Genomic DNA, 11,926 nt, shown 5'->3' with positions numbered 1-11,926 from the left:
GGGAGGGACATGTTCGAGGTCTGGGCACCGACGGCCGGCCGGGTCGAAGTGGAGATCGGCAAGGCGGAGCGGCACGACATGACGCGCGGCGAGGGCGGCTGGTGGACCGCGGAGGTGCCCGGCGCCTCGCACGGCACCGACTACGCCTTCAGCGTCGACGGCGGTCAGGCGTTCCCCGACCCGAGGACGCGGCGGCAGCCCGAGGGCGTGTTCGGGCCGAGCCGGGTCTACGAGCACGACCGCTTCACCTGGGGCGACCAGGCGTGGCGCGGCCGCGTCCTGCCCGGCGCGGTCATCTACGAGCTGCACATCGGCACCTTCACCAAAGAGGGCACCTTCGACGCGGCGGCCGAGCGCCTTCCCCACCTGACCGGGCTCGGCGTCGACTTCGTGGAACTGCTCCCGGTCCCGCCGGTCCCCGGGCGGCACAACTGGGGGTACGACGGGGTCGACCTGTACGCGGTGCACGAGGTGTACGGCGGCCCGGACGGGCTCAAGCGCTTCGTGGACGCCTGCCACCGCGCCGGCGTCGGCGTGCTGCTGGACGTGGTCTACAACCACCTGGGCCCGTCGGGGAACTTTCTCGCCCAGTTCGGCCCCTACCTGCACGCGACGGCCTCGTCGTTCTGGGGGCAGGCGGTCAACCTGGACGGCGAGCACTCCGACGAGGTGCGCCGGTACTTCATCGAGAACACCGTGCAGTGGCTGCGCGACTACCACATCGACGGGCTGCGCCTGGACGCCGTGCACGCCTTGCACGACAGCCGGGCCGTGCACTTCCTGGAGGAGCTCGCCGAGGAGGTCGACGCGCTGTCCACCGCCCTCGGCCGGCCGCTGACGCTGATCGCCGAGGCGGACCTGAACGACCCGCGCCTGATCACGCCGCGCGAGGCCGGCGGGTACGGGCTGGCCGGGGTGTGGGACGACGACGTGCACCACGCCCTGCACTCCGCGCTGACCGGTGAACGGCACGGCTACTACTGCGACTTCGGGCCGATGGACGTGCTGGCCAAGGTGCTGACCTCGGCCTACCTGCACGACGGCACGTACTCGACGTTCCGTGGGCGCACGCACGGGCGTCCGGTCGACCGGCACCGCGTCCCCGGCCACCGCTTCGTGGTCTCGCTGCAGAACCACGACCAGATCGGCAACCGCGCGATGGGCGACCGGCTCTCGCCCGAGGTGCTCAAGGTCGGCTCCGGCCTGCTGCTGACCTCGCCGTTCACCCCGATGCTGTTCATGGGGGAGGAGTGGGGGACGGCGACGCCGTTCCTGTTCTTCACCGACCACGAGGAGCCGCACCTCGCGCAGGGCGAGAGCGAGCGCAGGGAGCGGGAGTTCGTCGGGTTCGGCTACGAGGACTGGGGCGGCACTGCCCCCGACCCGCAGGACGAGGCCACCTTCCACCGTTCGAAGCTCGACTGGGACGAGCTGTCGTCGCCCGTCCACCAAGAGGTGCTCGGCTGGTACCGCGACCTGATCGCGCTGCGCCGGTCCTGCCCCGATCTGGTCGACCCGCGCCTCGACCGGGTGTCGGTGGACTTCGACGAGGCCGGGCGGTGGATCGTCGTGCACCGGGGGGCGTTGCGGGTGGCCGCGAACCTGGGCGAGGCGCCGGTGTCGGTGCGGCTGGCGCCGGGATCGGTGCTGCTGGCCTCCGACCCGAAGGTGGCGCTGACCGGCGCCGACCTCACCCTGCCGCCGCGCTCGCTGGCCGTGGTCCGCCCGGACTAGGGGTCCTGTCCGCGTGACGCGCCCGGCCGCGTCTTCACCGGCCGGGTCTCGCGTGGCCGGTCAGGCGGCGATCGTGGACAGCATGGTGGACAGGCGGTGCAGGCCGCGCGCCGTGCGGGCCTTGATCGTGCCGAGCGGGACGTCCAGCCGCTCGGCGATCTCCCGCTGGGTCAGCTCGCCGTAGTAGGCCAGCTCGATCGCCTCCCGCTGCGGCCCCGGCAGCACCGCCAGGGCCCGCTGGACCTGGTCGCGCCGGCCGATCATGTCCGCGATGTCGCGGCCGTCGCCGTCCTTGGGCTCGGACACGCTGTCGAGCGGGACGGTGACCAGCATCCGGACCCGCAGGTGGTCGATCGCGCGCTTGCGGGCGATGCCGAGCAGCCACGCTTCCAGGCTGCGGCTCGGGTCGTACCGGAACCGGGACCGCCACACCTCCGAGAACACCACCTGCCGCACGTCCTCGATGTCCTGCGGCGGGACGAGCCTGCGCAGGTAGGCCGCGACCAGCGATGAGTACGTCAGGTAGCACTCCGCGATCGCGGCCTCGTCGCCGCTGGCCAGCCGGGTGTTGAGCGTTCCCGTCATCGGATCCTCCTCGGAGGCTAGAAACCTATTCAAAACCTATTCATAGCCCTGAAGGTGGGCGTGGCGCAACCCAAAGTGGCCCAAAAGGACGGCACGGCTGTGCCAACGACGATCAGCGGAGGAGTCCGTCGACGCCGGGCGGGAGCCGTGCGCCGACAGATTCAGCGAGAGGCGATCCGGGACCGAGCGGGCCGGGGCGATCTAGAGGATCGCCGCGCGGACCTGGGCGACGGCGTCGTCCAGGGAGAACGCGCGGCCCACGCCGGGAGGCAGGTGCCCGCTCCACCAGCCGGGGCCGCCCACGACGATCCGGCTCGCCGGCCGGAGCACCGGCAGGCCGCGCAGGGGCTCAGGGTCGCCCGTGATCTCCAGCTGGGACCAGACGAACACCGCCAGGGGCCCGAGGCGCCGCATGGCGTCCGCCAGCGCGGAGTACGGGGTGCGGGGGCCGAGGATCCGCGTGTCCAGGCCGTACGCCGTCGTGAGCGTGGCGGCCAGCGCGTACAGGGGCAGGCTGTGCTGGTCGTCCTCCGCGCAGGCCAGCAGGACCGGCCGGGGGTGGGCGGGCCTGGCGGGGCGGCCGGTGCGCTCGCTCAGCACGCTCAGCACCCGCTCGGAGAACAGGTGTTCCAGCTCGACACCGGCGCCCGTGGAGTCCTGCCGCCTGGTGATCACCTCGAAGACCGGGAGCACCAGCCGCTCCCAGGTCCAGGTGACGCCGTGCCCGTCCAGCGCCGAGACCAGGCCCGAGACGACGGCGTTCCCGTCGAGGTTCAGCGCCGCCCGCGCGAGCACCGCCACGCTCGGGATCCGCACGGCCCGGGCCCCGCGCACGGCCACCCCGGCAGGGCGCTCCGGCCGGGGGACGAGATCGGAGTCGGGGCGCGGGCCGTTGCCGGGCTCGCCGCCGGCGTCCTCCGGCCCGGCGGCCGGCCTGTCGTCCGTGCCGACGGCCCCCACCCCGTCGTGTAAGGCAGGTCCCGGCGCGCCGCCCGGCCCGGAGGAGGGGCGCAGGGCCTGCTGGGCGGCCTCGGCGGGCGGCAGGCCCGCCTTGATCAGCCGGTTCATCTCCTGGAGGCGGAGCAGGTCGGCCGCGTCGTAGCGACGGTGGCCGCCGGGGCTGCGGTGGCTCGGGCCGATGCCGTAGCGCAGGTTCCACGTGCGCAGGGTGGGGGCGGGCACGCCGAGGCGGCGCGCCACGGCGCCGATGCCGTAGCTCGGGCCCTCGCCCACCGGCACCTCGGCCGGCCCGCCTGTGCGTTCGTCCATCCGCCCTGTCCTGACCCCTGCCGGCGAAGGCCGGTCCCGGCCCGCGTCCGGGCCCGCTCGTCGAGATAACAGCCTGACAGCAGGCGGGACCCGCTCGGGACGTCCGGCCGCTCCGGGTTCCCTCCTCCCCTCTGTCCTTCGAGAGGCCACCCGCCCCCGGACGCGACCGCCGGTGCCCGATCTCCGGGGAAGGAAAGCCGTCCCTGGACGCAACCGCCGGAACCCGATCTCCGAACGAATAGGCGTGGAGACAGTCATCGTCCTGCTGAACAGGGACCTGCGGGTACACGACCACCCCGCACTCGCGGAGGCGTGCTCGCGGGCGCGGGCCGTCGTGCCCCTCTTCGTCGTGGACCTGGCGATCCGGGGACGCCACCGCGCGGGCTTCCTGGCCGAGGCACTGGACGACCTGCGATCATCGCTCAGGGACCGGGGCGGCGACCTCGTCGTCCGGTACGGCGACCCGGTCGCCGAGGCCGTCCGGCTGGCCGGTGAGCTGCCCGCGGAGGCCATCTGGGCCTCGGCCGACGTCAGCGCCTTCGCCCGCAGGCGCGAGCGGCGCCTCGCGGAGGCGTGCGCGGTCCGGCGGCTGGACTTCCGGTTGTTCCCTGGGCTCACCATCGTGCCGCCCGGCGAGCTGATGCCCATCGGAGGGGATCACTACCGCGTCTTCACGCCCTACTGGCGGGCCTGGTCGGCCACCCGCCACCGGCCCGTGCTGGAGGCCCCCTCCCTGGTCACCCTGCCCGAGGGCATCGACCCGGGTACGCCGCCCGTCCCCACGAGCCCGCCGTACGGGGACCTGCGGGGCGGCGAGACGGTGGCGCGGCGGCGGCTCGAACTGTGGACCAAGCTGTGCCTGGCCGACTACGCCGAGGGCCACGACGCGCTGGCGGAGGACCAGACGTCCATGCTCAGCCCCTACCTGCGGTTCGGCTGCGTGTCCCCGTCGGAGGTCGCCGCGCGGGCCGGCGACCACCCCGGCGCCGAGGACTTCGTCAGGCAGCTCTGCTGGCGCGACTTCTTCTACCAGGTGGCCCTGGCCTTCCCCGACCTGCCGCGCCGCGACTACCGGCCGCGCAGGACCGGCTGGAACGACGACGAGGACGCGGCCGAGGCCTGGCGGCAGGGGATGACCGGGGTGCCGATCGTGGACGCCGGGATGCGGCAGCTCCAGGCGCTCGGCTGGATGCACAACCGGGCGCGCATGATCGTGGGCTCGTTTCTCACCAAGCGGCTGAACATCCACTGGCGGGTGGGCGGCGAGCATTTCGCCGAGCTGCTGCTGGACGGCGACATCCCCAGCAACTGGGGCAACTGGCAGTGGGTCGCGGGCACCGGGAACGACACCAGGCCGAACCGCGTGCTCAACCCCCTGCGCCAGGCCAGGAGGTTCGACGCCGACGGCACCTACGTCCGGCGGTACGTCCCCGAGCTGGCGGCCCTGCCTGCGCCGCTGATCCACGAGCCCTGGCGGGCCTCGCCCCCGGTACCCGGCTACCCCGCGCCCCTGGTCCCGTACTGGACAATGGACAGATGATCGTCGCATTCTCCATCACCCCGCTCGGCGTGGGCGAGGACGTCTCCGCGCCCGTGGCCAGGGCCGTCCGCGTGGTCCGCGACAGCGGCCTGCCCAACAGCACCGACGCCATGTTCACCACCGTCGAGGGCGAGTGGGACGAGGTGATGGACGTCGTGAAGCGGGCCGTCGAGGCCGTCGCCGAGGTCGCGCCCCGCGTCGGGCTCGTGCTCAAGGCCGACCTGCGGCCCGGGGTGGACGACGCCATGACCTCCAAGGTCGCCTCCCTCGAACGCCGGCTCGGCGGCGGGTAGCCGCACGGGTCAGAAGAGCCGCAGCCGCCCGGTGCGCTGGGCGTTGGCCTCGCCCAGGCGCAGCGCGGCGACGGCGCCGAGCGTCAGCAGCACCGTGAGCGCGCCCAGCCCCAGCAGGGTGGGCGCCAGCTCGCCGATCGTCCGCCCGTCCAGGAGCGCGCCACGGACCACGGCCAGGCTGCCGGTGAGCGGCAGCACCGACCCGAAGACCCGGATCCACACGGGCAGGGCGAACAGCGGCAGCCGCACCCCGGCGGCGAACCACATCGGGTCGTCCAGCAGGGTGTAGAGGAAGGCCGAGTCCCTGGAGAAGATCAGCAGGCTGTTGAGGAACGCGCCCCAGGCGACTGCGGGGACCAGCAGGGCGAGGAAGACCACCGCGTACATCGCCGGGTGGGCGACGTGGACGACGTCGAGCGCGGTGAACAGGGCCACCATGAAGCAGGCGAACAGCCAGACGTTCTGCACCAGCGCGCCGAACCCGTTGCCGACGACGATCGCCAGCCGGCCGGCGGGGGACAGGAACAGCAGCTCCAGCGTGCCGGTCACCCGCTCGAACGAGAAGTGCCAGGCCGACTGGACCAGCGAGAAGAAGAACGTGAACCCGAGGGCGCCGGTGGCGAGGAAGGCCAGCAGCCGCTCGGGGTCGGCCGCGAGCGGCCAGCGGCCGGCGATCCCGGGGGTCGCCGCCAGCGGGCGCACGGTGTAGTACGTGGCGGCGAGCTGCATGAGCGGCCAGACCAGCATCGAGAAGACGACGAGCCTGCTGCCGAACACCCGCCGGTGCTGCTTGAGCGCCTCGGCCCTGAACACCTTGGCCGTGTGCCGCAGGCCGCCTCCCGCCTGGGCGCGCCGGTGCTCGACCGGTTCGGCCTCCGGGGTGAGGGAGCAGGCCAGGCAGCGGTCCGTCATGCCGTCACCAGCCAGGCGGCGTCGTTCAGCGCGAGGATCGCGTCCTCCAGCGACGGCTCGGTGACCTCCAGCCCGGCCAGGGTGCCGCCCGCGCCGACGATGGCCATGGTCAGCGGGCCCGCGATCTCGCCGGGATGACTGACCGAGACGACCAGCGCGCCGTCGCCGGCCCGGTCCAGGCCGGCGACGGTGCCGGCCCGCGCGGCGAAGGCGGTCACGGCCGCCTCGACCTCGGGGGAGGCGCCGGGCACGGTGACGCGGACCGTGCGGTGGCCGCCCGTCCGCGCGGTCAGCTCGGCGGGGCTGCCCTCGGTGAGGTGCCTGCCGTCCCCGATCACGTACACGTGCCCGCACAGCTCCTCCACCTCGGCCAGGTAGTGGGAGGTGAGCAGCACGCCCTTGCCCTCGGCGGCGAGCCGGGCGACCACCCGCCGCAGGTCGCGGGCGATCGGCGCGTCCAGGCCGAGGGTCGGCTCGTCCAGCAGGAGGTAGGCGGGGTCGTTGATCAGGCCGCGCGCGATGGACAGCCGCTGGGCCATGCCGCGCGAGTAGCGCTCCACCACCGTGCCCGCCGCGCCGGTCAGCCCCACCAGGGCGAGCAGCTCGTCGATGCGGGGGCCGAGCACCGCGCGGGGGACGTCGTAGAGCTGGCCGAAGTACCACAGGTTCTCCCGGCCGGTCATCCGGGCGTAGACCATGCGCTCGCCGCCCGCGATGAGGTTGATCCGGTGCCGGACCGCTTTCGGGTCGCGCAGCGGGTCCAGCTCGTCCACGCGGACGGTGCCGGAGGTCGGGCGCAGCAGGGTGGCGAGGATTTTGATGGTGGTGGTCTTTCCCGCGCCGTTCAGCCCGAGCAGCCCGGTCACCCGCCCCGGCGGGATCGCCAGGGTGAGGCCGTCCACCGCCACCTTGGTGGTGCGGCCGTCGCGGAACTCCTTGCGCAGGTCCTGGGTCTCGATCATCAGTAGCTCCTTTCCATCGCGTGCCGCTCGGCGCGGGGCAGCCACAGCAGCCCCACGACGACGTAGAGGAGGCCGACGGCGAGCGCGACGGCCGTCCGGCCGGGCGCCGGGCCCGCGCCGGTGGTGAAGACGCCGCGCAGGACGTCCATCGCGGCGGTGGTGGGCACCAGCTCGCCGAGCCACTGCAGGACGCCGGGCAGGTACCGGCGGGGGAAGGTGAAGCCCGAGAGCAGGGCGATGGCGAGGAAGACGCTGTTCTGGGTGATGTGCGCCTCGCCCGCCGTGATCATCACGGCGCTCAGCACCAGGGACATCCCGAACACCGCCACCCCGAGGACCAGGATCGCCAGCGCGGCGTCACCCGGCCCGCTGGCGGCCGGCCGCACCCCGAGGGCGTACGCGCAGCCGAGCAGGACCGAGACCTCCAGCACGATGGCGGTGAAGGCGAACGCGGCGAAGCCCAGCAGGTAGGGCAGCCGGCCGGCGGGCGCCACGAGCAGCGCGCCGAGGGTGCCCTCCCGCTGTTCCTGGATGAGGGCCTTGCCGGCCCACAGGACGCCGTGGGTGACGAACATGAACGCCGCCGCGCCGACGGTGACGTACCCGAGGTAGTCGGCCGACCCGGTCGCGGTGACGAAGTCGCCCGCGACCCGGCCGCCGCCGATCGCCGCGAGGCCGAGATGGGCGAGGCCGACGGTGAAGACGCCGAGCATCAGGGTGCCGACGAAATACGACCAGGGGTAGGCGCGGCGGGTGACCGTCCAGGTGCGCCAGAAGGTCGCCCGGATGACGTGCGGGGACAATGGGGGGCTCAGCACGTAAGTCTCCTTTGGGAACTATCAAGTTTCTATCAGAGACCCAGGCGGGCGTAAAGTTGGCACATGGCACGGGAACTACGCGAGCGGGACCTCCAGTGCGCGATCGCGCAGGCGGCGGCCGTCATCGGTGACTGGTGGAGCCTGCTGGTCGTCCGGGAGGTCACGCGCGGGCACCACCGCTTCGAGGACCTGCTCGCCGAGCTGGGCATCTCGCGCAAGGTCCTCACCGAACGGCTCAAGCACCTGGTCGACCACGACGTGCTGCGGCGGCTGCCGTACCAGACGGGGCCCACGCGGCACGAGTACGTGCTGACCGAGACCGGCTGGGCGCTGGCGCCCGTGCTGATCTCCATGCAGGACTGGGGCGACCGGTGGCTGCTGGCGGACGGGTCGCTCACCGGGAGCGCGGAGCCGGGCAGCGCCGAGGCCGCCCGCGTCCACGCGCTTTTGGGGACCGAGATCCCCGCCCCCCTGCTGCTCCCCGCGTCGGTACCCGCCAAGGTCCCCGCGTCCGCGCCCGGCAAGGTTCCCGTGTCGGTGGCCGGCGGGATGTCCGCGCCCGGCACGGCCCTCCCCGCGTCCGGCGGGCGGGTGGTGGTCCAGGCCGATGTGGTGGGGGACGCGCGGGCGACCGTCCTGTTCGCCTACCCCGCCACCGGGCTCCCGGCCCCGCTGCCGCCCGGCTGGGGCTCGGTGCCCGGCGCCGCCGGCTGCACGCTGGAGAACCGGCTGTTCCGCGACATCGCCCCCGAACTGGCCGCCGAGGGGATCGCGATCCACGGGGTCAGCACCCAGCGGCCCGACGAGCAGGCCGCCTTCGCCGAGGCCGAGGGCGTCACCTTCCCGCTGCTGTCGGACATGGACCTCCACCTGGCGGCGGCGCTGCGGCTGCCCACGTTCCGTGCGGGCCAGTCGCTCCGGCTCAAGCGGCTGATCCTGGTCGCCGACCCCGCCCGGGTGATCCGCCACGTCATCTTCCCGGTCCTGGACATCCCCGCCGCCATCGACGAGGCCCGGCGGGCGGCCACGCGGGTCGCCCGCGCGGAGCCCTGAGTACGATCGGCCCTGGCGGTCCGCACAACACCGGATAACCGTATGAACCGGATGTCTCGCGGGTAGTGGCCACTAGACCTGAACGAGCGTGGACGAGGAGTTCTCATGGTGCACGAGCGCGCTGGGAAGCCGGCGCAGGCATCCGACCTGGTGGACGTGCCCCGTCTCGTGACGGCGTACTACGCCCTGCACCCCGACCCGGGCCTCGCCGGGCAGCGGGTCGCGTTCGGGACCTCGGGCCACCGCGGCTCGTCGCTGGCCACCGCGTTCAACGAGGACCACATCCTGGCCACCAGCCAGGCCATCTGCGAGTACCGGGCGCGGCAGGGCACCGACGGCCCGCTGTTCCTCGGCGTCGACACCCACGCGCTGTCGGAGCCCGCGCGGGTCAGCGCGCTGGAGGTCTTCGCCGCCAACGGCGTCACGGTGCTGGTCGACGACCGCGACGGGTACACCCCGACCCCGGCGGTCTCGCACGCCATCCTCACCTACAACCGGGGGCGCGCCACCGGCCTGGCGGACGGGGTCGTGGTCACCCCGTCGCACAACCCGCCGGGCGACGGCGGGTACAAGTACAACCCGCCGAACGGCGGGCCCGCGGACACCGACGCCACCTCCTGGATCCAGGACCGGGCCAACGCCCTGATCGCCGCGGGCCTGAAGGAGGTCCGCAGGATCCCCTACGAGCGCGCGCTGCGCGCGGAGACCACCGGCCGGTACGACTTCCTCGGCGCCTACGTGGACGACCTGCCGTCGGTGGTCGACCTCGACGCGGTGCGGGGCGCCTCGGTGCGCATCGGCGCCGACCCGCTGGGCGGCGCGAGCGTCGCGTACTGGGGGGAGATCGCCGAGCGGCACCGGCTGGACCTCACGGTCGTGAACCCCGAGGTGGACCCGGCCTGGCGTTTCATGACCCTCGACTGGGACGGCAAGATCCGGATGGACTGCTCGTCGCCGTACGCGATGGCGTCCCTGATCGCCAATCGGTCCGCCTTCCAGGTGTCCACCGGCAACGACGCGGACGCCGACCGGCACGGGATCGTCACCCCCGACGGCGGGCTGATGAACCCCAACCACTACCTGGCCGTCGCCATCTCCTACCTGTGGGGGCACCGGCCGGGGTGGCCCGAGGGCGCCAGGGTCGGCAAGACCATGGTCAGCAGCAGCATGATCGACCGGGTGGTGGCCGACCTCGGCCGCGAGCTCTACGAGGTGCCGGTCGGGTTCAAGTGGTTCGTCGGCGGGCTGCTCGACGGGTCGCTCGGGTTCGGCGGCGAGGAGAGCGCCGGCGCGTCGTTCCTGCGGCGCGACGGCTCGATCTGGACCACCGACAAGGACGGCATCATCCTGGCCCTGCTCGCGTCGGAGATCATCGCGGTGACGGGCAGGTCACCGAGCGAGCACTACGCGGGGCTGGTGGAGCGGTTCGCCGACCCCGTGTACGCGCGGGTGGACGCCCCGGCGACCCGGGAGGAGAAGGCGGTGCTCGCGCGGCTGTCGGCCGACGATGTCACCGCCGGCACGCTCGCGGGGGAGCGGGTGACCGCCGTGCAGGCCACGGCCCCGGGCAACGGCGCCGCGCTCGGCGGGATCAAGGTGTCCACCGAGAACGCCTGGTTCGCCGCGCGGCCCTCGGGCACCGAGGACGTGTACAAGATCTACGCCGAGTCCTTCAAGGGCGCCGCCCACCTGGCCGAGGTCCAGGAGGAGGCCCGCGCCCTGGTCGGCACCGCGCTGAAGCAGGGCGGCGGCCCGTCCTGACAAAAAGCGGGCGGCCCGCCCTGATGAGAGGGCCGGCCTGGTCATCACGCGGTGAGCGGTACGGCCACGGGCATGTGCGCGTCAGGGCCGGCGCGCCCGCGTGACGGGCGCGCCGGGCGGGGTCAGGGGAGCTTCCACTCCACGGGGCCGGCGCCCTGCTGCTCCAGCAGTTCGTTGGCGCGGCTGAACGGGCGGGTGCCGAAGAAGCCGTTGCGCGCGGACAGCGGGCTCGGGTGCGCGGACTCGATGCACGGCACCTTCCCGAGCATCGGCCGCAGCGACCGGGCGTCGCGCCCCCACAGGATGGCGACCAGCGGCCCGCCACGCTCCACGAGCGCGTGGATGGCCTGTTCGGTGACCTGCTCCCAGCCCTTGCCGCGGTGGGAGGCGGGCTTGCCCGGGGCGACGGTCAGCACCCTGTTGAGCAGCAGCACGCCCTGCTCGGTCCACGGGGTGAGGTCGCCGTTGGACGGCGGCGGGTAGCCGAGGTCGGTGGCGTACTCCTTGAAGATGTTGACCAGGCTGCCCGGCAGGGGACGCACGTCGGGCGCCACGGAGAAGCTCAGGCCGACGGGGTGCCCCGGCGTGGGGTACGGGTCCTGGCCGACGATCAGCACGCGCACCTGGTCCAGGGGCTGCTGGAAGGCCCGCAGGACGTTGGCGCCCGCGGGGAGGTACTGCCTGCCCTCGGCGATCTCCTGCCTGAGGAACTCGCCGAGCGCGCTGACACGCTCGGCGACGGGCTCAAGGGCGGTTGCCCACCCAGGCTCGACTACTTCGTTTAACGGACGACCGGTCATGTGCGGATCTTAGTGGCGCGGCCGTGCGCGGCGGACGTGAACCGGTGAGCCGGGCCGCTCCGGTGGGGCGGGGGAACCAGGCACCGGTTCCCCCGCCCACCGGGACGGCCGCGGGCGGCCGGCACGAGCCTCCCGCGGCCGCTGGTGGCCGGCCCCGCGCCAGGGCCGGCGCGAGATCCCGGGCGCCCGCCTGCCCCCG

11 protein-coding genes are annotated in these 11,926 nt (G+C 73.6%); 5 read left to right on the top strand and 6 right to left on the bottom strand.

Annotation, left to right across the window (positions count from 1 at the left end; genetic code table 11):
• Positions 1-9: 9 nt before the first annotated feature.
• Positions 10-1,734 carry a malto-oligosyltrehalose trehalohydrolase gene (gene treZ, locus NYZ98_RS26995; RefSeq protein WP_262846297.1) on the top strand — a complete coding sequence of 575 codons (1,725 nt, stop codon included), beginning with the start codon at positions 10-12 and terminating at the stop codon, positions 1,732-1,734.
• A 60-nt stretch (positions 1,735-1,794) separates the two neighbouring features.
• Here the strand turns inward: treZ and NYZ98_RS26990 are convergent, their stop codons facing one another.
• Complete coding sequence (locus NYZ98_RS26990; RefSeq protein ID WP_262846295.1) at positions 1,795-2,319, bottom strand: RNA polymerase sigma factor; 525 nt, start codon at positions 2,317-2,319, stop codon at positions 1,795-1,797.
• Between the two features lie 201 nt (positions 2,320-2,520).
• Complete coding sequence (locus NYZ98_RS26985) at positions 2,521-3,588, bottom strand: MerR family transcriptional regulator (RefSeq protein ID WP_262846293.1); 1,068 nt, start codon at positions 3,586-3,588, stop codon at positions 2,521-2,523.
• A gap of 244 nt (positions 3,589-3,832) precedes the next feature.
• Between NYZ98_RS26985 and NYZ98_RS26980 the strand changes: the two genes are divergently transcribed.
• Both NYZ98_RS26980 and NYZ98_RS26975 read left to right on the top strand, forming a co-directional pair.
• The gene (locus NYZ98_RS26980; RefSeq protein WP_262846291.1) at positions 3,833-5,128 is read left to right on the top strand and encodes a cryptochrome/photolyase family protein; all 1,296 of its coding nucleotides are present in this window, start codon (positions 3,833-3,835) and stop codon (positions 5,126-5,128) included.
• A complete protein-coding gene (locus NYZ98_RS26975) occupies positions 5,125-5,421 on the top strand; it encodes an MTH1187 family thiamine-binding protein (RefSeq protein WP_262846289.1) in 297 nt (98 codons plus the stop codon). The genes NYZ98_RS26980 and NYZ98_RS26975 overlap by 4 nt, the downstream gene beginning before the upstream one ends.
• A 9-nt stretch (positions 5,422-5,430) precedes the next feature.
• Here the strand turns inward: NYZ98_RS26975 and NYZ98_RS26970 are convergent, their stop codons facing one another.
• Genes NYZ98_RS26970 through NYZ98_RS26960 form a run of 3 tightly spaced genes read right to left on the bottom strand, consistent with a single transcriptional unit; the run spans position 5,431 to position 8,113 of the window.
• Positions 5,431-6,333 (bottom strand): ABC transporter permease, encoded by a 903-nt coding sequence (locus tag NYZ98_RS26970; RefSeq protein WP_262846287.1) that lies wholly within the window; start codon positions 6,331-6,333, stop codon positions 5,431-5,433.
• On the bottom strand, positions 6,330-7,295 hold the full coding sequence (locus NYZ98_RS26965; protein WP_262846285.1) for an ABC transporter ATP-binding protein: 966 nt from the start codon (positions 7,293-7,295) through the stop codon (positions 6,330-6,332). Before NYZ98_RS26965 ends, NYZ98_RS26970 begins: the two co-directional genes overlap by 4 nt.
• The gene (locus tag NYZ98_RS26960; protein WP_262846283.1) at positions 7,295-8,113 is read right to left on the bottom strand and encodes an ABC transporter permease; all 819 of its coding nucleotides are present in this window, start codon (positions 8,111-8,113) and stop codon (positions 7,295-7,297) included. Before NYZ98_RS26960 ends, NYZ98_RS26965 begins: the two co-directional genes overlap by 1 nt.
• Before the next feature lie 63 nt (positions 8,114-8,176).
• Here NYZ98_RS26960 and NYZ98_RS26955 point away from each other — a divergent pair, with 63 nt between their 5' ends.
• Entirely contained in the window at positions 8,177-9,166 is a 990-nt protein-coding gene (locus NYZ98_RS26955) for a winged helix-turn-helix transcriptional regulator (protein ID WP_262846281.1), read from the top strand.
• Positions 9,167-9,271: 105 nt separating this feature from the next.
• Positions 9,272-10,927 (top strand): phosphoglucomutase (alpha-D-glucose-1,6-bisphosphate-dependent), encoded by a 1,656-nt coding sequence (gene pgm / locus NYZ98_RS26950; RefSeq protein WP_262846280.1) that lies wholly within the window; start codon positions 9,272-9,274, stop codon positions 10,925-10,927.
• Positions 10,928-11,049: 122 nt separating this feature from the next.
• On the opposite strand, the gene NYZ98_RS26945 is transcribed toward pgm, so the two are convergent.
• Positions 11,050-11,727, bottom strand: a complete 678-nt coding sequence (locus NYZ98_RS26945) for a uracil-DNA glycosylase (RefSeq protein ID WP_262846278.1) — start codon at positions 11,725-11,727, stop codon at positions 11,050-11,052.
• Between the last annotated feature and the right edge of the window lie 199 nt (positions 11,728-11,926).

Origin of the sequence: Sphaerisporangium corydalis, from assembly GCF_025506355.1 — a bacterium.
Classification (GTDB): Bacteria; Actinomycetota; Actinomycetes; order Streptosporangiales; family Streptosporangiaceae; genus Sphaerisporangium; species Sphaerisporangium corydalis.
Note: the sequence above shows the minus strand (reverse complement) of the source record. Positions and strands in the feature narration are given on the sequence as shown.